The organism is Lutibacter sp., from assembly GCF_021647475.1.
GTDB lineage: Bacteria > Bacteroidota > Bacteroidia > Flavobacteriales > Flavobacteriaceae > Lutibacter.
The window spans coordinates 18,470-41,058 of sequence record NZ_JAKIUR010000027.1; the positions used below are offsets into that span (position 1 = coordinate 18,470).

A 22,589-nucleotide genomic window follows, 5' to 3' on the forward strand; every position below is an offset into this window, starting at 1 on the left:
TCAACAAATAATTGGCTTAAAAATAATTATATGGCTAACAACAAAACATTGAGACTGAATAAGGTATTGCGAGAATTAAATATTTCGTTGGATAGAGCCGTGGAACATTTAGAAACCCACGGATTTGAAGTTGAAGCACGTCCTACAACTAAAATATCTGATGAAGAATATCAAATATTATTGGATGGTTTTCAAACGGATAGATCTAAAAAAGCAGCCTCAAAAGAAGTTAGTGAAGAAAAACGTAAAGAAAAAGAAGAACTAAGAATTGTTGCTGAAGAAAAACAACGTTTAAAACGTGAAGCAGAAGAAGCAAAAAGGATTGTTATTAAAGGTAAGGCCGAAAAATTAGAAGTAAAAACGGTTGGAAAAATTGATATTGAGCCAAAACATCATAAAAAACCTTCAAACGTTAAGCAAGAAAAAGTTGAAAAAGAACAACCTAAAGAAAAAATTAAAGCTGAAACAGTTGAACCTATAAAAGAAGAAATTAAGACTAAAGAAACTGAAGTAGTTCCTGAAAAGAAAGTTTCTGAAGCTAAAAGTAAATCTGTTAAAGAAGTTACTACAAATAAAGAAGAAATAAAAAAGCCAGAGGTAGTTACTGAAATTAAAAAGAAAACAGTTGCTAAAGAAATAAAAGAGAAGAAACCTGAAACAAAAGAATCTAAAACTATAGCTGAAAAAAAAGAAAGTAAAAAAGAAATAAAAATTGATACAAAAGAGGAAACGCTTTCTGAACCTCAAGCCATAGCTACTCATTATAAAAAATTATCTGGTCCAAAAATGACTGGTCAAACTATTGATTTAAAACAGTTTGAGCGTCCTAAAAAGAAAAAAGTAGAAACTACAGGTAAAAAAGCTACTAACGAAGCTAATAAAAAGAAAAGGAAACGAATAAAAAAGACACCTACTTCAAACTTTAGAAAGCCAACTACGGGTAATAATCAAAATAGAGGTAATCAAAGAGGTAATCAACGACCACATAGAAAACCAATTGTTAAAGCAGAACCAACCGAGGCAGAAGTTCAAAAACAAGTTAGAGAAACCTTAGAAAAACTTCAAGGAAAATCTAAAAAAGGTAAAGGAGCAAAACACAGAAGAGATAAAAGAGATTTACATAGACAACAATCAGAAATAGACATTGAAATACAAGCTGCTGAAAGTAAAATTTTAAAACTTACTGAGTTTGTAACGGTTAGTGAATTGGCAACCATGATGAATATTCCGGTTACTAATGTTATTTCAGCTTGTATGACTTTAGGGATGATGGTTACAATGAATCAACGTTTAGACGCTGAAACACTTACTATTGTTGCCGAAGAATTTGAATTTAAAGTAAACTTTATTGGTGCTGAGGTTGAAGAAGCCATACATGAAGATGTAGATAAAGAAGAAGATTTATTACCAAGACCTCCAATTGTTACCGTTATGGGACATGTAGATCACGGTAAAACTTCATTATTAGATTATATTCGTCATGAAAATGTAATTGCTGGTGAATCAGGTGGAATTACACAACATATTGGTGCTTACGGAGTTAAATTAAAAAACGGGCAACAAATAGCATTTTTAGACACTCCAGGTCATGAAGCTTTTACCGCAATGCGTGCTCGTGGAGCACAAGTTACCGATTTGGTAATTGTCGTAATTGCAGCAGATGATGATGTAATGCCACAAACAAAAGAAGCAATTAGTCACTCACAAGCAGCAGGAGTTCCAATGGTTTTTGCCATCAATAAGATGGACAAACCTAATGCTAATGCAGATAAAATTAAAGAGCAACTTTCTGCTATGAATTTATTAGTGGAAGATTGGGGAGGTAAAATTCAATCTCAAGAAATATCAGCTAAAACAGGACAAGGAGTTGAAGATCTTTTAGAAAAAGTATTGTTAGAAGCTGAAATGCTAGATTTAAAAGCAAATCCAAATAAACATGCTATAGGTACAGTTGTAGAAGCATTATTAGATAAAGGGCGTGGATATGTTTCCACTATTTTGGTTCAAGAAGGAACACTTAAAATTGGAGATTATATGTTAGCTGGTAAACATAGTGGTAAAGTTAAAGCTATGTTTGATGAGCGGGGAAATAATATGAGTGAAGCAGGTCCATCAACACCAGTATCTATATTAGGTTTAGATGGTGCACCTCAAGCAGGTGATAAATTTCATATTTTTGAAGATGAAAAAGAAGCAAAACAAATTGCAACAAAACGAGCTCAATTACAACGTGAGCAATCGGTTCGTACACAACGCCATGTAACTTTAGATGAAATAGGAAGAAGAATAGCATTAGGAGACTTTAAAGAATTAAATATTATTTTAAAAGGTGATGTTGATGGTTCAGTTGAAGCTTTAACCAATTCTTTCCAAAAACTTTCTACAGATGAAATTCAAGTAAATATTATCCATAAAGGAGTTGGTGCAATTACAGAATCTGATGTTTTATTAGCAACGGCTTCTGATGCAATTATTATTGGATTTAATGTTAGACCTTCAGGAAATGCAAGATCTATAGCCGAAAATGAAGAAATAGATATCAGAACCTATTCCATTATTTATGATGCAATTGATGACTTGCGTGATGCTATGGAAGGAATGTTGTCCGCAGAAATAAAAGAAGAAGTTACAGGTAATGTTGAAATTAGAGAAGTGTATAAAATTTCTAAAGTTGGTAATATTGCTGGTTGTATGGTAACTTCTGGTAAAATATTTAGAAATTCTAAAATTAGAATTATTAGAGAAGATGTTGTAATTCATTCTGGTGAATTAACCTCTTTAAAGCGTTTTAAAGATGATGCTAAAGAAGTTGCAAAAGGATATGATTGTGGAATTCAAATTAAAAACTACAATAATATTGAAGTTGGTGATGTAATTGAAGCTTATCAAGAAGTTGAAGTTAAAAAGAAACTTAAAAGAAATTAATTCAATAAAAAAGTCGAGCATTGCTCGACTTTTTTATTGAATCTAAATTTTATCTTTTAAAACAAAAGCACCTATAAATTTCTGTTGAATTATATTTAAAATTCTATCCGCCTCTAAGCGGGTAGCAAAATTTCCAACTTGGGTTTTCCATTCAGGAGTAATATAAATTATTTTCACCTTGTACATAGGAAATATAGATTGAAACTGATTTTTTTTAGCATAGGCCTTTTTTTCAACTCCATTAAATAATTGAATTTTATAAACTGTTGATACTTTATTGTTTTTATTAAAACTTCTTTTTTGAGTAATTAAAGTATTTATTTTTTCTTTTTCAGTTTGCGAATATATAGTTGAATAACTACTTGAAATTGCTATAATCAACACTATCAATATTTTTCTTAAATTTAAACTCATAATTTTAATTTTTTTCAAAAGTAAATTATTCCTTTTAAAAACAAATTATATAAATGTTATTTAGAACGATTATAAATTACATTTAACATTACGCTAACATTTTCTGTTTTCGTATTTAATCTTATTTTTGTCAAATCTTTAAAAATGACATATGTCATTATATTTATAAGAAAAAATTATACCAAACAGATTAGAAAATAATTTTTAAGTATGAAAAGTGTGATTAAACACCTTAAAATCAATAAATTGACTAAGCTTTCTTTCGTTTTAATTTTTACAAGCTTATTAAGTTTTGCCCAACAAGGAGATTATCCTAACGGTAAAAAATTGTTCAATGCAAATTGTGCAGCTTGCCATAGGTTAGATAAAAAATTAATTGGCCCTGCTTTATCCAATGTTACAGAAATACGTTCGTTAGCGTGGTTAAAACTTTGGATAAAAGATAATAATGCTTTACGAGCTAGTGGAGATGCCGATGCAAAAGCAATATTTGAAGAGTTTAAAGGAATGCCAATGACTCCGTTTCCTCAATTATCAGATCAAGATATTGTGGATATTTTGGAATATACCAAAGGGAAACCTAAAGTAACAGCTTCAACAGTTCAAAAAATTAATCCTGCAGTTGCACGTGGTAAAAAAATATTTAAAGCCAATTGTGCTGCTTGTCATAAATTAAATAAAAAATTAATTGGTCCACCATTATTTAAAATTGGTGAAATACGTTCGTTAGAATGGCTAAAACTTTGGATTAAAGATAATAATGCTTTAAGGGCAAGTGGAGATGCCGATGCTAAAGCAATATTTGAAGAATATAAAGGAATGCCTATGATGGCATTTCCTCAATTATCTGATCAAAATATTGAAGATGTTGTTAAATACTTAAATGTTGGCGATGTAAAACCAGTTGCGACTCAAGTAGCAGTTTCAAAATCAGATCCTCGATTTGATAAACCAATGGTTAGTGTAAAAGTTTCTTTAGCTTTAACCATATTGGCGTTCCTGCTTTTATCTTTAATAATAGCTTCTACAACTAAAAAAAGAGGTGAAAAAAGTGACGAGCCAAGTATGCTATTTACGTTGTATAAAAATCCTTTTTTACGACTTTTAGCATTAATTTTTGTATTACTAGGAAGTGCTTATTTAGTATTTGCTTGGCTTATGCAAATTGATGTTAATGAAGGATATCAACCTATACAACCAATACATTTTTCACATGCAGTACATGCGGGAGCTAATAAAATTGATTGTCAATATTGCCACTCTTCAGCAAAACACAGTAAAACATCAGGTATTCCTTCTGTAAATGTTTGTATGAATTGCCATAAATCTATTTCTGAATACAATGGAGAATTGTTCGGTGGATATACTAAAGTTGAATTAGATGGTGAAATTCAAAAAATGTACGACGCTATAGGTTGGGATAAAGAAAATTTACAGTACAAAAAGGATTACAAACAAAAACCTATTAAATGGGTTCGAATTCATAATTTACCAGATTTTGCCTATTTTAACCACTCGCAACATGTAACTGTTGCTGGTGTTGCTTGTCAAAAATGTCACGGACCAGTTGAAACGATGGATGAAGTAAAACAGTTTTCTAAATTAACTATGGGTTGGTGTATAAACTGTCATAAAACTACCGAAGTAAATATGAAGGATAATGGATATTATAAAAATATCCATGAACAACTTTCTAAAAAATATGGCTTAGAAAAAGTTACAGAAGCTCAAATGGGCGGACAAGAATGTGGTAAATGTCACTATTAATAAAACATATAGAAATTCATATATAAACAATGGCATCAAATAAAAAATACTGGAGAAGCGTTGAGGAATTGAAAGCCGACAGTCCTATTGTTGAAAGTTTACAACAAAAGGAATTTGCAGAAGAACTTCCAACGGATGCATTTTTAGGAGATAAAGAAAATTTATCAAAACCATCAACCACCAGACGAGATTTTTTGAAATATGTTGGGTTTTCAACAGCAGCAGTAACTTTAGCTGCTTGTGAAGGACCCGTTATAAAATCAATACCTTATGTTGTAAAGCCAGATAATATTATTCCTGGTGTTGCAAATTATTATGCTTCTACTATGGTAGATGGAACTGATTTTGCAAATATATTAGTTAAAGTACGCGAAGGTCGTCCAATTAAAATTGAGCCAAATAAAATGGCTGGAAATTGGGGAACTACTTCTGCAAGAGTTCAGGCATCTGTTTTATCTTTATATGATAATAATAGATTGCGTAATCCATTAATGGAAACTAAAGAATCTGATTGGAAATCTATAGATAAAAAAGTAATTGAAACTTTAAAAGGTTTAAAAGATACTGACAAAAAAATAGTGGTGCTTTCTGGAACTACAGCAAGCCCATCTTCAAATAAAGTTATTGAAGATTTTACTAAAGCTTATGGAAATGTATCTTATGTTGTTTATGATGCACTTTCAGAAAGTGCTGCGTTAGATGCTTTTCAAGAAGTTTATGGCGTTAGAGCTTTACCAGATTATAAATTTGAAAACGCAGAAGTTATTGTTTCTGTTGGAGCTGATTTTTTAGGCGATTGGCAAGGCGGTCATTATAGTGCAGCTTATGCAAAAGGTAGAAAACCTGTAAATGGTAAAATGTCAAAATTGATTCAGTTTGAGTCTAATATGTCTTTGACAGGAGCAAATGCAGATAAACGAATTCCTGTTAAACCATCAAATCAAGTTTATGCATTATTAAATTTATATAATGCAGTTACTGGTAATAATGTAAAATCAAAAGAAATAGCTGCAGATAAAGCAGTTAAAATAGCTGCGGAACAACTTAAAAAAGTAGGTAAAAATGCGGTAGTTGTTACAGGTATTCAAAATAAAGAAGCTCAATTAATTGCAATGGCAATTAATAAAGCATTACAATCTGAAATAATGGATGCTACTTCTCCTCGTTTTGTAAAAGCAGGTGATGATAAAGCAGTTGCTAATTTGGTAAAAGAAATGAATAAAGGCAAAATAGGTGCATTATTAATGTACAACGTAAATCCTTCTTATACTTTACCAAATGCAAAAGAATTTAATACAGGACTTAAAAAAGTTAAACTTTCGGTAACTTTTGATTCAAGTAATACAGAAACAGCATTAAATACAAATATTATAGCCATTACTCCACATTATTTAGAGGCTTGGGGAGATTCAACCTTTCAAACAGGGCAATATGCTTTAATGCAACCAACAATTCGACCTTTATTTAATACACGCCAATTTGAAGACTCCTTGTTAACTTGGATGGATTCAAATATTTCGTATTATGATTATATAAGAGAAAATTGGACTACTTCAATTTTAAATGGATCTTCTTGGAATAAAGCACTTGAAGATGGTATTTTTAAAACTGAATCTAAAGTTGAAGTTTCTGAAAATACTATTGATGTTAATAAAGCAGCATCTAGTTTATTAGCAGTTGTTAATCCTTCTGATTTTGAATTAAACGTTTACGTGAAAACAACTTTAGGAGATGGTAAACAAGCAAATAATCCTTGGTTACAAGAATTACCAGATCCAATCTCAAGAACTTCTTGGGATAATTACTTAACCATTTCAGCAGAAGATGCTAAAGTATTAAATTTTGAAAATTGGAATGTAAGTGATGGAGCCTTAAATGGAAGTAGAGCAAACATAAAAGTTGGTGATGTAACTATAAAAAATGTTCCGGTATTTATACAACCAGGTCAAGCAAAAGGAAGTGTTGGTATGGCTGTTGGTTATGGAAGAACTTCAGGCATGCAAAAAGAAATGATGGTAGGTTTAAATGCATTTTCTTTAATGCAAGAATTTAATCCTTTTCAAAAGGTTGAAATTGAAAAAACAGAAGGCGAGCATGAGTTTGCTTGTGTACAATTACAACACACCATTATGGGACGTGATGAAATTATTAAAGAAACTACTTTAGATGATTTTATCAATAAACCAAAAGAAGATTGGAATAAAACTCCTGAATATTCTTTAAATCATGAAGAAGTTCCTGCCGAACGAGTTGATTTATGGGAGAAATTTGACGATACTATTGGGCCTCATTTTAATTTATCTATTGATTTAGCGACTTGTACGGGTTGTGCAGCTTGTATTGTTGCCTGTCATGCAGAGAATAATGTACCAGTGGTTGGTAAACATGAAATTAGAGTAAGTAGAGATATGTACTGGTTACGTATTGATAGATATTACACCTCTGATATGACCAATGAAGTTGCCAAAGAAGAAGGGATTTTTGGATCAGGTGAAATGTTTAATGAAATGATGGTTCCTCAAGAAAATCCTCAAGTAGCTTTTCAGCCAGTAATGTGTCAACATTGTAATCACGCACCTTGTGAAACTGTTTGTCCAGTTGCAGCAACATCTCATGGTCGTCAAGGTCAAAACCAAATGATTTATAACAGATGTATAGGTACAAGATATTGTGCAAATAACTGTCCTTATAAAGTACGTAGATTCAATTGGTTTAAATATGCTGAAAACAGTGAATTTGACTTCAATATGAACAATGACTTAGGAAGAATGGTATTAAATCCAGATGTTGTAATTCGTTCAAGAGGAGTTATGGAAAAATGCTCTATGTGTATACAAAAAACACAATTAAGTATTTTAACAGCTAAAAAAGAAGGACGACTAGTTAAAGATGAAGAATTTCAAACAGCTTGTTCAAGTGCTTGTCCAACAGGAGCTATAGTATTTGGTGATATAAATGATAAAGAAAGTGAAGTAATACATTTAATTAAAGATGATAGAACTTTTCATTTATTAGCAGAAGTAGGCACAAAACCAAATGTTATGTATCATTTAAAAGTTAGAAATACAGAAGAATCATAAATAAAAATTAAGATAGATATTAAATTATGTCTCATTACGAAGCACCTATTAGAGAACCATTAATTTTGGGTAATAAAAGTTACCACGATATTTCCGTTGACGTGGCAAAACCTGTTGAAGGGAAAGCTAACAAAAAATGGTGGATCGCATTTACAATAGCATTAGTAGCATTTTTATATGGAATTGGAGCCATTCTTTATACCATTGGAACAGGTATTGGAGTTTGGGGATTAAATAACCGTATAAACTGGGCTTGGGATATTACCAATTTTGTTTGGTGGGTAGGTATTGGTCATGCAGGTACGTTAATTTCAGCCGTATTATTATTATTCCGACAAAAATGGAGAATGGGTATCAACCGTTCTGCAGAAGCTATGACAATTTTTGCTGTTTTTCAAGCAGGGTTATTTCCAATAATACATATGGGTAGAGTTTGGAATGCATTTTATGTATTACCACTACCAAATGCTTTAGGCTCTTTATGGGTAAACTTTAATTCACCATTATTATGGGATGTTTTTGCAATTTCAACCTATTTATCGGTATCCTTAGTGTTTTGGTACACTGGTTTATTACCAGATTTTGCAATGTTAAGAGATAGAGCAATTAGACCATTTCAAAAGAAAATATATGGAATTTTAAGTTTTGGTTGGTCTGGAAGATTAAAAGATTGGCAACGTTTTGAAGAAGTTTCTTTAGTATTAGCTGGTTTAGCTACACCTTTGGTACTTTCTGTACATACTATTGTATCTATGGATTTTGCTACTTCGGTAATTCCAGGTTGGCATAGTACCATATTTCCTCCATATTTTGTAGCTGGAGCAATTTTCTCTGGATTTGCAATGGTACAGACTTTATTGATTATTATGAGGAAAGTATCAAACCTTGAAGATTATATTACTATAACTCATATCGAAAATATGAATAAAGTAATTTTGCTAACAGGAGGTATTGTATCTGTAGCTTATATTACGGAGTTTTTTATTGGTTGGTATTCTGGAAGTAGCTATGAAGATTATACGTATATGTCAATAGGAGCTGCTACAGGACCGTACTGGTGGGCTTTTTGGATATTAATAACTTGTAACTTTATATTGCCACAAACGCTATGGTTTAAAAAATTAAGAACTAGTTATATTTGGTCATTCTTTATAGCAATGGTTATACATGTTGGGATGTGGTTTGAACGATTCGACATTATTGTAATAGACTTAAGTCGTGGGCATTTGCCATCATCTTGGACAATGTTTTCACCAACTTTTGTTGATATAGCAATTTTTATTGGAACCCTTGGGTTTTTCTTTGTACTATTTTTATTATACGCTAGGACTTTCCCAGTTATTGCCCAAGCTGAATTAAAAAGTATTTTAAAATCTTCAGGAGATAATTATAAAAAATTAAGAGAATAAAATCATGAGTAGTAAAACTGTACAAGCCATTTTTGATGACGATGACGTGCTTTTAAAAGCCGTTAAAGAATTAAAAGCTGCAAATTATGATATTGAAGAGGTATTTACACCTTTTCCAGTACATGGATTAGAGAAAGCAGTAGGGTTAAAAAATACGCGAATTGCTATTACTTCATTTATTTATGGAGTTATTGGTTTATTATTTGCAATTTGGATGATGAATTATATGATGGTTGTAGATTGGCCTCAAAACATTGGTGGCAAACCAAGTTTTAGTTTTCGCGAAAATATGCCAGCTTTTGTACCAATAATGTTTGAGTTGACGGTGTTTTTTGCTGCACATTTAATGGTAATTACTTTTTATATGCGTAGTAAATTATGGCCATTTAAAAAAGCTGAAAATCCAGATGTTAGAACAACCGATGACCATTTTATGGTTGAGGTTTCTACTGAAGATAATGTTGAAAAATTAGAAGAGTTCCTTAAAAATAATGGAGCTAAAGAAATAAAATTAAAAGCTTAGCAAAATAATGAAACGAATACTTAACTTAATAGCAGTATTGTTAATAGTTATTAGCATAACTTCTTGTAGTAATAACCGTAAACCAAAGTTGCAATATATGGCAGATGTTGATATGTACAGACCTGTTGGTTACGAAGCTTATGCAGCAAATCCTTTTTTTAAAAACGGAATTGAAGCTCAAAAACCTGTTGAAGGAACCATTTTTAGAGGAGAAGTTCCTTATGAAATTCCTAATACTAATGAAGGATATGAACTTGCAAAAAAAACTTTAGAATCACCACTTGAAGTAAATGATAAAAATTTAAAAAATGGTAAAGCAATGTACACAATTTATTGTGCTGTTTGCCATGGTGCAAAAGGTGATGGCCAAGGAATTTTAGTTAAGCGTGAAAAGTTTTTAGGAGTACCTAATTATAAAGACAGAGAAATTACAGAAGGAAGTATTTATCATGTAATTATGTATGGAAGAAATATGATGGGCTCCCATGCATCACAATTAACAAATACTGAACGTTGGCAAATAGTGCAGTACGTTCAAAAATTAAGAGAAGACGCATTAAAGTAAAATATAGTTACCAAAAGAAAGAAAATAAAATATGTATACTTTTTCAAACAAATTAAAAATTAGTGCAATCATATTTATGGTTTTGGGTGCATTAGGTATTGGTTATGGGTTTTTAACTACACCAAGTAATGTTGATCAAGTAAAAGAAATGATGCAGCATGAAAACACTCATGAAAATCATTCTGTTGCTGAAAATACACATGTAGAAGGTTCAAATGTTGAAAATCATGAAAATGCAGAATCAAATGAAACTGCTACTGAAGATGCTCATTTTATTCATGCATTTCACTCCTTACAAAATCGTCCTTATGCAGCTGTATTTATAGCCATGTTCTTCTTTTTCATGTTAGCTTTAGGAACTTTAGCCTTTTATGCTATTCAATATGCTTCTCAGGCAGGTTGGTCTATTGTGCTGTTTAGAGTCATGGAAGGAATTACGGCTTATTTATTACCAGGGTCTTTATTTATTTTAGCATTTTTAATCTTAATGGCTGCTAATGGACATTATTACTATGTTTGGATGAATCCAGATTTATATAATATTCATAGTGAGCATTATGACAAAATATTAATGGGTAAAAGTTGGTGGTTGAATGTTCCGTTTTGGATGATAAGAACTTTTATTTATTTATTAGGATGGAATTTTTATCGCTATTATTCTAAAAAAAATTCATTAGCACAAGATACTGCAACTGATTTAGCTCCTTATAAAAGAAATTTTAAAGCCTCTGTATTCTTTTTAATCTTCTTTATAGTTACTGAATCTTTGATGTCTTGGGATTGGTTAATGTCTTTAACTCCACATTGGCAAAGTTCACTATTTGGTTGGTATGTTTTTTCAACTATGTTTGTTTCTGGTATTACCGTAATTGCTATGGTAACTATTTACTTAAGAGCTAAAGGATTTTTACCAAAAGTAAATGATAGCCATTTACATGATTTAGCAAAATTTATGTTTGGGTTTAGTATATTTTGGACCTATTTATGGTTTTCTCAATTTATGCTTATTTGGTATGCAAACATGCCAGAAGAAACAGCATATTTTATGCCAAGATTGTTGGGTACTTACCAATTATTATTTATAGGAATGTTGATTCCAAATTTTATATTTCCAATTTTAGTGTTAATGAATAGTGATTACAAGCGTATTCCTTGGTTTATAATTACAACTGGTATTATTATTTTATTAGGACATTATGTTGATGTTTTTGTTATAATTTCACCTGCAACTGTCGGTAATCATTGGATAATTGGTATTCCAGAAATTGCATCGGTTTTATTCTTTTTAGGATTATTTATATATGTTGTGTTTTCAGCACTTGCTAAACAATCATTGGAAGTAAAAAATAATCCTTTCTTAAAAGAAAGCGAGCATTATCATTATTAGAAAATAAAATTACACACATAAAATCAATCCTGAATACTAATTATTCAGGATTTTTTTTATATTTGGCACTACTATCAAAACTAACTAAAAAAAATGACAGCATTACTTTATGTTTTATTAGCCATAGTAATATGTATTGCTATATGGCAAATTATAATTATTTTTAATCTGAGAGGCACAATAGCCACAGAAAAAGATAACAATACTCAAGGAATTCTTTTTGCTCTGTTTGGTGTATTTTTCTATGGACTAATGATATTTTCATTTGCTAAATATTCAGTAGTATTATTACCAGAATCAGCTTCAGTTGAAGGTGAAAATTATGATATTTTGTATGCAATTACTATGATATTAATCCTAGTAGTTCAAGCAATTACCCAATTTTTACTGTTCTACTTTTCATTTAAATATAGAGGAATAAAAGGACGTAAAGCTTTATTTTATGCAGATAGTTCTAAATTGGAAGCTATTTGGACTATTATACCAGCTGTAGTTTTATCAGGATTAGTATTATATGGCCTTTCAGTTTGGCAAGAAGTTATGGACTCCTCTGATGCAAAGAATCCTTTAATAGTTGAAGTTTATGCAAAACAATTTCAATGGGAAGCTCGTTATGCAGGAGCTGATAATGAATTAGGGCGTGCAAATGTTCGAAATATAAAAGGCATTAATACAATGGGTGTTGATATGACAGATAAAAACGCTCAAGATGATATTCCTACAAGGGAATTACATTTGCCTAAAGGAAGAAAAATTATTTTTAAATTTAGATCTCAAGACGTATTACACTCTGCATATATGCCTCATTTTAGAGCCCAGATGAACTGTGTTCCAGGTATGGTAACTCAATTTTCTTTTACTCCAAAAATTACTACAAAAGAAATGAGGTTGAATAAAAAGACAATTGCAAAGGTTGATGGTATTAATAAAATAAGAAAGGAAAAAGGAGAAGATTCTTATGAGTTTGATTATCTATTGCTATGTAATAAAATTTGTGGTGCTTCTCATTACAATATGCAAATGAAAATTGTAGTAGAAGAACCTGCTAAATTTAATGTATGGCTACAAAAACAAAAAACAATGAGCCAAATCATTAATTAATTTACTACACTACTAAAAAAATAAAATATGTCAAATCATCATAAACAAACATTTATAACCAAATACGTTTTTAGTACTGATCATAAAATGATTTCCAAGCAGTTTTTAATAACAGGAATTTTTATGGGAGTTATTGGAGTAATGATGTCTATGTTATTCCGTTTACAAATTGCATGGCCAGAAGATTCATTTGGAATTTTTAAAGCATTTTTAGGTCACCATCAAGATGGAGGAGTTATGTCTCCAGATATCTATTTAGCTTTAGTTACCATTCACGGTACTATTATGGTATTTTTTGTGCTAACTGCTGGTTTAAGTGGAACATTTAGTAATTTATTAATTCCATTGCAAATAGGAGCACGTGATATGGCTTCAGGGTTAATAAATATGATATCCTATTGGTTATTTTTTATATCTAGTGTTATTATGATTAGTTCTTTGTTTTTGGAAGCAGGTCCAGCATCCGCAGGATGGACTATTTACCCTCCTTTAAGTGCTTTGCCACAGGCAATCCCTGGATCAGGAATGGGTATGACACTTTGGTTAATATCTATGGCAATATTTATTGCATCTTCATTATTAGGAGCTTTAAATTATATTGTTACTGTTTTAAATTTAAGAACGGTTGGTATGAAAATGACAAGATTACCATTAACTATTTGGGCATTTTTTATTACCGCTATTATTGGAGTAGTTTCGTTTCCAGTATTATTATCTGCAGCTTTATTATTGATTTTTGATAGAAGTTTTGGTACATCTTTTTATTTATCAGATATATTTATTCAAGGAGAGGTTTTACATTACCAAGGAGGTTCACCAGTTTTATTTGAACACTTATTTTGGTTTTTAGGACATCCGGAAGTTTATATTGTTATTTTGCCAGCTATGGGAATTGTATCTGAAGTTATGGCGTGTAATTCTCGTAAACCAATTTTTGGTTATAGAGCAATGATTGGCTCCATTATAGCCATTGCATTTTTATCTACTATAGTTTGGGGACATCATATGTTTGTTTCGGGAATGAATCCATTTTTAGGTTCGGTATTTACATTTACAACATTACTTATTGCTATTCCATCTGCAGTAAAAGCTTTTAACTGGATAACAACCCTTTGGAAAGGAAATTTACAAATGAATCCAGCAATGCTATTTTCCATCGGATTTGTTTCTACGTTTATTACTGGAGGCCTTACAGGAATTGTATTAGGAGATAGTGCTTTGGATATTAACGTGCATGACACTTATTTTGTAATTGCACACTTCCATTTGGTAATGGGTGTTTCTGCTATATATGGAATGTTTGCAGGTATTTATCATTGGTTCCCTAAAATGTATGGTAGAATGATGAATAAAACATTAGGCTATTGGCATTTTTGGATTACTGTGGTTGCAGCTTATGGTGTGTTTTTTCCAATGCATTTCCTTGGTTTAGCAGGATTACCTAGAAGATATTATTCAAATACGGCTTTTCCTTTATTTGACGATTTATCTGATATAAACAAAGTAATAACCATGTTTGCTATTTTAGGTGGAGCTGCTCAATTAATATTTTTAGCTAATTTCTTTATTAGTATTTATAAAGGTAAAAAAGCACCTCAAAATCCTTGGCACGCTAATACGCTTGAATGGACAACACCAGTTGAACATATTCATGGGAATTGGTCAGGAGAAATTCCAGCGGTACACCGTTGGTCGTATGATTATAGTAAACCAGGATTGCCTGAAGACTATGTTACACAAGACACACCACTTTTTGAAGGCGAAGAAGAATCTTAATCATAAAAATTTAATTAAAACCTTTCTAAATTTAGAAAGGTTTTTTATTTCTGCTATCTTTGTTTTTATGAATGAGAATTTAGATCCTGAAAAAAATAATTTTACTTCTGAAGAATTAGAAGTAGAAAAAAAATTAAGACCTTTAACTTTTGATGATTTTACAGGACAGGATCAAATTATTGAAAATTTAAAAATATTTGTTCAAGCTGCAAACCAAAGAGATGAAGCCCTAGATCATACGTTGTTTCACGGCCCTCCCGGGTTAGGTAAAACTACCTTGGCACATATTCTTTCTAATGAATTAAACGTTGGACTAAAAATTACTTCAGGTCCTGTAATTGATAAACCAGGTGATTTAGCTGGACTTTTAACTAGTTTAAGTGAGCGAGATGTATTATTTATTGATGAAATTCATCGATTAAGTCCAATTGTTGAAGAATATTTGTATTCGGCTATGGAAGATTATCGTATTGATATTATGATTGAATCTGGTCCAAATGCACGCACGGTACAAATTGATTTAGAGCCTTTTACTTTAATTGGGGCAACTACACGTTCAGGATTGTTAACGGCTCCAATGAGAGCTCGTTTTGGAATTAGTAGCCGATTACAATATTATAATGCCGAATTGTTGACTACCATAGTTCAAAGAAGTGCTCATATATTAAAAGTCCCAATTTCTATGGAATCTGCTATTGAAATTGCTGGTAGAAGTAGAGGCACACCTCGTATTGCCAATGCTTTATTACGCAGAGTCAGAGATTTTGCTCAAATAAAAGGAGATGGTAATATTACTATAAAAATTGCAAAATATGCGTTAAACGCCTTAAATGTTGATGCACATGGTTTAGACGAAATGGATAACAAAATTTTAACTACCATAATTGATAAATTTAAAGGTGGACCTGTTGGAATTACTACTATTGCAACAGCTGTTGGTGAAAACACAGAAGCTATTGAAGAAGTTTATGAACCTTTTTTAATTCAAGAAGGTTTTATTATGAGAACTCCTAGAGGTAGAGAGGTTACCGAATTAGCGTATAAACATTTGGGTAAAACAAAACATAATTCGCAAAACGAACTATTTTAGGCTAAGTGATTAACATCACAATACAAATAAATGTTCGTAGTACTTTTGTTTTAAATATTACTACTAAAATATAAAATGACTTTAAAACAAGTTTTTCCTTTTTTAACTTGGTTGCCAATGGTTCGGCAAACTTGGAAGGATGATTTAATTGCAGGATTAACAGGAACCATAATTGTAATTCCGCAGGCTGTTGCCTTTGCCATGATTGCGGGTATGCCTCCGGTTTATGGTTTTTATACGGCTATGTTAACTCCAGTAATTGCAGCCCTATTTGGATCTTCATATCATTTAGTGTCTGGTCCAACCACTACAAGTTCCATTGTTTTATATTCCATAATTAGTAAATATGTAAATCCTACAACAGATATTCAAGCATTTGTTTCATTAGCAGTATTACTTTCATTTATGGCTGGTGTTATCAAACTTATAATGGGAATTGCTCGAATGGCTAAATTGGTAAACTTTGTTTCAAACTCTGTAATTATTGGGTTTTCAGCAGGTGCAGGTGTTTTGATTGCATTTAAACAACTCAAACATATTTTCGGAATAAAAGTTCCACAAGGAAGCTCTTTTTCTCATATTATTGAATTTATTACGTTTCATTTATCCGAAATAAATTGGTATGTGTTTGCCGTTGCTATGGGAACGTTATTGCTTGCATTAATAATTAGAAAAATAAAAAAAATATCAAAGTTATATATGTTATTTGCCATGATGTTTGGTAGTTTTTTAGCAATTTGGTTAGGCGGAAGTTTACATGGTATTGAAACTGTAGGTAGTATTCCTTCTAATTTACCACCATTTAAATTACCTGATTTTAATTATGAAAATATGCGAATGTTAAATTCAGGAGCTATTATTTTGGCTACTTTAGGTTTGGTAGAGGTAGCAGCAATCTCAAGATCTATTTCCCTACATACACACCAAAAAGTAAATCTTAATCAAGAATTTGTTTCTCAAGGGATATCTAATGTGGTATCCAGTTTTTTCTCGTGCTATACAAGTTCAAGTTCTTTTACTAGATCAAGCATCAATTATCAATCTGGAGCAAAAACACGTTTTTCAGCATTTGTTTCATCATTTGGATTAATGTTGGTGATGTTATTTTTTGCTAAATACGCATCCTTTTTACCAAAGGCGGCAATGGGTGGAATTATTTTATTAGTTGGATATAATTTAATAGATTTTAAACATATTAAGGTGATTTTTAAAAGTAGTAAACGTGAGGTTATCGTTTTTAGTGCTACTTTTTTAGGAACTTTATTTTTAGATTTACAACAAGCATTGGTAATTGGTATATTTTTTTCCTTGTTTTTCTATTTAGAAAGAACCTCAAAACCTAATATTGCCGTTTTAGGATTAGATAATACTAATCGATTTATAAATATTATTAGAGATAAAAATGCTAAGGAATGTCCACAATTAAATATTATTAGAGTAGATGGTTCTTTATATTTTGGGTCGGTAGAATCTATTGCTAATTATTTTTCAGATTTGTATGAAAATAATGATGGGAAACATTTATTGGTTATAGCTGAAGGCATCAATTTTATTGATTTAGCTGGGGCTGAATGGTTGATGCACGAAGTAAAAAAATGGGAAACTACTAACCGTGTTATTTATTTTAGTGGAATGAAATTAGTTGGTCAAAATGTACTTATTAAAGGTGGTTTTTTCGATGAAATTGGAAGAGAACATTTCTATAAAAATAAAAAAATAGCAATTAAGTCGATTTATCAAAAGCTAGATAAAAAGGTTTGTGAAACTTGTGAGGTGAAAGCCTTTTTGGAGTGTCAAAAAAAATAATATTAATATTCAAAATTAACTTTTAGTACAAATGAAGTTAGTAAATGTATTTCCATTTTTAGAGTGGTTGTCTAGTTATAAAAAGTCATGGTTAAAAGGTGATATTACTGCTGGATTAACGGTAGGAGTTATGCTAATACCACAAGGTATTGCTTATGCTATGATTGCAGGTTTACCTCCAATTTATGGTTTGTACACGGCAATGATTCCACAAGTTGTTTATGCTTTTTTTGGAACATCTAGGCAATTAGCCGTTGGTCCATCAGCTATGGATTCTTTAATTGTAGCTTCGGGTATTGGGGCGATAGCTACATTAGGCTCAGAAAATTTTATTTTATTAGCTATTTTATTAGCTTTATTTATTGGTGTTATTCAACTTGCTTTTGGCTTATTTAGATTAGGATTTTTAGTTAATTTTTTATCAAAACCCGTAATTAGTGGTTTTACATCTGCAGCGGCATTAATAATTGGTTTAAATCAATTAAAGCATTTATTAGGTGTTGATATGCAGCGTAATAATCACTTACAAAATTTGGTTATTGATGCTGTAAACCATATTAAATATATTAATTGGGCTACCTTTTTAATTGGGTTATTTTCTATTTTAATTTTGGTGTTTTTAAAGCGTTATTTTAAAAAAATTCCAGCTGCTTTGGTTGTTGTTATATTAGGAATTGTGGTTGTTAAGTTATTTAATTTACACCAATACGGAGTTAAAATAGTTGGAAATATTCCAAAAGGTTTACCTTATTTTAAAATTCCGCAATTTAGTTTAGAAACTATAAAAGAACTTGGTCCACTTGCTATAACACTTGCTCTAATAGCCTTTATGGAAGCAATTTCTGTTGCTAAAGCTATTGAATCTAAACATATGAATTATAAAGTAAAGGCAAATAAAGAATTAATAGCGTTAGGACTTGGAAATATTGTTGGTTCACTATTTCAAAGCTATCCTTCTACAGGAGGATTTGGTAGAACAGCGGTTAATAATCAAAGTGGAGCAAATACACCATTTGCCGCAATAATTTCTGCTTCTGTAGTAGCACTGACCTTATTGTTTTTAACGCCACTATTTTATTATTTACCAAAGGCAGTTTTAGGAGCAATTATTTTAGTAGCAGTTTTTAGTTTATTAGATTTTAAAGTACCATATCAACTATGGAAATATACTAAACGCGACTTAATTATATTAAATGTTACTTTATTGGTAACGGCTACTGTTGGAATTAAGGAAGGTATTATTACTGGGGTTATTTTATCTCTAGTCATGTTAATTTATAAATCTACAAAACCACATGTAGCTGTTTTGGGTAATGTTCCAAATAGTTATTTGTATAGAAATATAAAACGGTTCGACCAATTAATTGTTTTAAAAGATGTTTTAATAATTCGTTTTGATGCACAACTTCACTTTGCAAATACTACTTATTTTAAAGATACTATTTATAATGAAGCCTATAAAAAAGGGAAGGATTTAAAAATAATTGTTATAGATGGTGAAAGTTTAAATAATTTAGATAGCAGTGGTGTTTATGCTTTGGAGGAAATTTTAAAATATTTTAAAGAAAAAAATATTGAACTTTATTTTACAGGTTTAAAAGGACCTGTACGAGATACTATTTATAAATCAAATATTATTCAAAATATTGGACAAGAACATTGCTTTATGAGCATTCAAGAAGCTATAGATTATTATCATAATAAAACTGACACTACTGATAATAAGGTATATATACAGCAAAGAAATTCTTGATAAGGTGATGTATATCACAAAAAGTAATCTGTAAATTATTATTTTGGAGGACTTTAATTAACTATTAAAAAATCAGAACATGAAAGTAGAACAATTATTTACGGGTTGCCTAGCAGAAATGGCTTACTATATTCACTCAAATGGAGAAGCTGCAATTATTGATCCTTTACGAGAAACAGAGCCTTATTTAAAAATGGCTGAAGCTGATAATGTTAAAATTAAATATGTGTTTTTAACTCATTTTCATGCCGATTTTGTTTCAGGTCAGGTTGATTTAGCTAAAAAAACAGGGGCAACTATTGTCTTTGGTCCGAGTGCTAATCCAAGTTATGATATTCATGAAGGAAAAGATGGAGAAGAATTTAAAATAGGAGATTTAAAACTTAAATTATTGCATACTCCAGGTCACACTATGGAATCATCATCTTATTTATTAATCGATAAAAATGGGAATACACCGTATGTATTTACAGGCGATTGTTTATTTATTGGTGATGTTGGAAGACCTGATTTAGCAGTAAAATCTGACTTAACACAAGCTGATTTGGCAGGCCATTTGTTTGATTCATTACGAAATAAAATAATGCCGTTGCCAGATGATATCATCGTATATCCAAATCATGGTGCAGGTTCGGCCTGTGGTAAAAATATGAGTTCTGAAACGTTTGATACCTTAGGAAATCAAAAGAAAACAAATTATGCTTTGAGAGCTGATATGACAAAAGAAGAATTTATTGATGAAGTTACTACAGGTTTAAAACCACCACCACAGTATTTTGGGAATAATGTTAGAATGAATAAAGGTATCAATACTAGTATTGATGAAGTTTTACAACGAGGTACAACCCCAATTGATGCCGATTCATTCAAAGAAATGAGTGAGCAAGATGATATTTTAGTAATTGATACACGTTCTAAAGAAGAATATTCTGAAGAAGGAACAGTTCCAGGAGCTTGGTATATTGGAGTAGATGGAAGTTTTGCTCCTTGGGTTGGTACTTTAATTAAGAATATTAATCAAAAAATAATTTTTATAGCAGAAGGAGATAGAGAACAGGAAGTTGTAACACGTTTTTCTCGTGTTGGATATGATAATATTTTAGGGTTTTTAAGAGGAGGAATTCACTCATGGAAAGCTGCAGGTCATACAATTTCAAAAATTGGTTCTATATCAGCAATTCAATTTGCAAATAAATTAAAAGAAGGTTCTATGGAAGCTCCGTTAGATGTTAGAAAAGAAACTGAATATCTATCTGAACACGTTGTAGGCGTTGAAAATTTCCCATTAGACTTTATCAATGCTAATTTTGCAGAAATAAATGCAAATAAAGAATACTTTTTACATTGTGAAAGTGGTTATAGATCACTAATAGCAGCTTCTATTTTTCAGGCAAATGGAGTAAAAAATGTTACCGATATTAGAGGAGGTTTTAATGATATTAAAGATAGTGGAGTTGAACTTACAGATTATGTTTGCCCAACTACATTATTATAAATTAAAACCCGTTGTGCATTATGATAAAATTTCGTCAATTCGAGTTAATTTTAGCCTTTTTAGGCTTAAAATTAGTATCGAGAATAGGTTTTTTAGTTAAAAACAGCCGTTCTCGATACAATTTTTGATAAAAAATTACCTGCCTTGCCGTCAGACAGGCTCGAATTGACGTAATAGTATGTTTAAAGAATCAAAATGCACAACGAGTAAATTAAAATATATTATTTAATTTAGAAGGAAGTTTTAACTCCTTTTTACTATTTAAAGTAACTTAGGTTACTGCTTAAATTTAAGGAAATATATACTTTTGTAAAAAATCAAAAACATAATAAAATGAATAAATCTATTAAATTAGTTTGTTTTGTTTTAGTAGTTAGTTTAATTAGTCTAAGTTGTAAAAACAACAATGCTAACAAAAACAAAATAGCTATTAATTCTTCTGCTTCACAAACAACACAACAAATTACAGGTAAAATTTCAGTATTAACTCCTGCTGAATTTAAAGAAAAAGCACAAAATAATCCCATTATTGATGTTAGAACACCATTTGAATATAGCCAAGGCTATATTAAAGGATCTAAAAATATTAATTTTTTTGATAAAGATTTTTTGAATGAAATAGCTTCTTACAATAAAAATGAACCAATTTATGTATATTGTAAGTCAGGACACCGATCTGGAATTGCTGTAAAAAAAATGATTCAATTAGGATTTAAAGATGTTTACGAATTACAAGGAGGAATCATAAATTGGGTTAGAAGTAATAATAAAATTGAAAAATAAATGGCGAAAGTAGTTGTATTAGGAGCAGGAATATCTGGGCATACTGCAGTGTCTTATTTAAGTAAGAGTCTTAAAAAAAATCATGAAGTGGTTATGATATCCCCAAATAGCAACTTTCAATGGTTACCGTCAAATATTTGGGTAGGTGTTGGTTTAATGACAATAGACCAAGTTAAATTTAAATTAGCTCCTGTTTATAAAAAATTAGGCGTTGATTACAAACAAGCAATGGCACTTTCTATTCATCCAGAAGGAGATTTAGAAAATGCTAAAGGATTTGTGAAAATTAAATACGTTTCAGAAAAAGAAAACAGTAAAGAAGAAATAGTATCTTATGATTATTTAATTAATGCCACAGGACCAAAGTTAAATTTTGATGCTACAGAAGGTCTAGGTCCTCATAAATTCACACAGTCTGTTTGTACTTATGACCATGCAGCAGAAGCTTGGAGTAAATTTCAGAAATCTCTTACTAAAATGGAAAAAGGGGAAAAACAAACTTTTGTAGTAGGCACAGGTCATCCAATGGCAACTTGTCAAGGGGCTGCCTTTGAATATATTTTAAACATCGCTTTTGAAATAAAGAAGAGAAATTTAATGCATTTGGCTGATTTATGGTGGTTGAGTAATGAGTATGAGCTAGGTGATTTTGGGATGGGAGGAGCATATATAAAAAGAAATGGATACATAACACCAACTAAAATATTTACAGAAT

General features: G+C 30.9%; 16 protein-coding genes. 15 read left to right on the plus strand and 1 reads right to left on the minus strand.

Annotated features, from left to right (window positions below):
* The first annotated feature begins 30 nt into the window (after positions 1-30).
* Positions 31-2,925, plus strand: coding sequence for a translation initiation factor IF-2 (gene infB / locus L3J60_RS07945; protein ID WP_291974964.1), 2,895 nt, complete (start codon positions 31-33; stop codon positions 2,923-2,925).
* Between the two features lie 42 nt (positions 2,926-2,967).
* Here infB and L3J60_RS07950 read toward each other — a convergent pair whose 3' ends face one another.
* Entirely contained in the window at positions 2,968-3,339 is a 372-nt protein-coding gene (locus L3J60_RS07950) for an SPOR domain-containing protein (RefSeq protein WP_291974965.1), read from the minus strand.
* A gap of 246 nt (positions 3,340-3,585) precedes the next feature.
* Between L3J60_RS07950 and L3J60_RS07955 the strand changes: the two genes are divergently transcribed.
* The 14 genes from L3J60_RS07955 to L3J60_RS08020 all read left to right on the plus strand — a co-directional run.
* Entirely contained in the window at positions 3,586-5,106 is a 1,521-nt protein-coding gene (locus L3J60_RS07955; RefSeq protein WP_291974966.1) for a c-type cytochrome, read from the plus strand.
* Positions 5,107-5,135: 29 nt separating this feature from the next.
* A complete protein-coding gene (locus L3J60_RS07960; protein ID WP_291974967.1) occupies positions 5,136-8,186 on the plus strand; it encodes a TAT-variant-translocated molybdopterin oxidoreductase in 3,051 nt (1,016 codons plus the stop codon).
* Positions 8,187-8,212: 26 nt separating this feature from the next.
* Entirely contained in the window at positions 8,213-9,595 is a 1,383-nt protein-coding gene (nrfD, locus tag L3J60_RS07965) for an NrfD/PsrC family molybdoenzyme membrane anchor subunit (RefSeq protein ID WP_291974968.1), read from the plus strand.
* Between the two features lie 4 nt (positions 9,596-9,599).
* Positions 9,600-10,118 (plus strand): DUF3341 domain-containing protein, encoded by a 519-nt coding sequence (locus L3J60_RS07970; protein WP_291974969.1) that lies wholly within the window; start codon positions 9,600-9,602, stop codon positions 10,116-10,118.
* Between the two features lie 7 nt (positions 10,119-10,125).
* Entirely contained in the window at positions 10,126-10,683 is a 558-nt protein-coding gene (locus tag L3J60_RS07975) for a cytochrome c (RefSeq protein WP_291974970.1), read from the plus strand.
* Positions 10,684-10,714: 31 nt separating this feature from the next.
* Positions 10,715-12,070 (plus strand): quinol:cytochrome C oxidoreductase, encoded by a 1,356-nt coding sequence (locus tag L3J60_RS07980; RefSeq protein ID WP_291974971.1) that lies wholly within the window; start codon positions 10,715-10,717, stop codon positions 12,068-12,070.
* Positions 12,071-12,163: 93 nt separating this feature from the next.
* The gene (locus tag L3J60_RS07985; RefSeq protein ID WP_291974972.1) at positions 12,164-13,171 is read left to right on the plus strand and encodes a cytochrome c oxidase subunit II; all 1,008 of its coding nucleotides are present in this window, start codon (positions 12,164-12,166) and stop codon (positions 13,169-13,171) included.
* Positions 13,172-13,198: 27 nt separating this feature from the next.
* Positions 13,199-14,947 carry a cbb3-type cytochrome c oxidase subunit I gene (locus L3J60_RS07990; protein ID WP_291974973.1) on the plus strand — a complete coding sequence of 583 codons (1,749 nt, stop codon included), beginning with the start codon at positions 13,199-13,201 and terminating at the stop codon, positions 14,945-14,947.
* A gap of 67 nt (positions 14,948-15,014) precedes the next feature.
* Positions 15,015-16,037, plus strand: coding sequence for a Holliday junction branch migration DNA helicase RuvB (ruvB, locus tag L3J60_RS07995; protein WP_291974974.1), 1,023 nt, complete (start codon positions 15,015-15,017; stop codon positions 16,035-16,037).
* Between the two features lie 75 nt (positions 16,038-16,112).
* On the plus strand, positions 16,113-17,843 hold the full coding sequence (locus L3J60_RS08000) for a SulP family inorganic anion transporter (protein ID WP_291974975.1): 1,731 nt from the start codon (positions 16,113-16,115) through the stop codon (positions 17,841-17,843).
* Positions 17,844-17,874: 31 nt separating this feature from the next.
* Positions 17,875-19,596 carry a SulP family inorganic anion transporter gene (locus L3J60_RS08005; RefSeq protein ID WP_291974976.1) on the plus strand — a complete coding sequence of 574 codons (1,722 nt, stop codon included), beginning with the start codon at positions 17,875-17,877 and terminating at the stop codon, positions 19,594-19,596.
* Positions 19,597-19,675: 79 nt separating this feature from the next.
* Positions 19,676-21,091, plus strand: a complete 1,416-nt coding sequence (locus tag L3J60_RS08010) for an MBL fold metallo-hydrolase (protein WP_291974977.1) — start codon at positions 19,676-19,678, stop codon at positions 21,089-21,091.
* A 333-nt stretch (positions 21,092-21,424) separates the two neighbouring features.
* The gene (locus tag L3J60_RS08015) at positions 21,425-21,874 is read left to right on the plus strand and encodes a rhodanese-like domain-containing protein (RefSeq protein WP_291974978.1); all 450 of its coding nucleotides are present in this window, start codon (positions 21,425-21,427) and stop codon (positions 21,872-21,874) included.
* Positions 21,875-22,589 (plus strand): FAD-dependent oxidoreductase (locus L3J60_RS08020; RefSeq protein ID WP_291974979.1); only part of this gene is annotated, 715 nt, incomplete at its 3' end.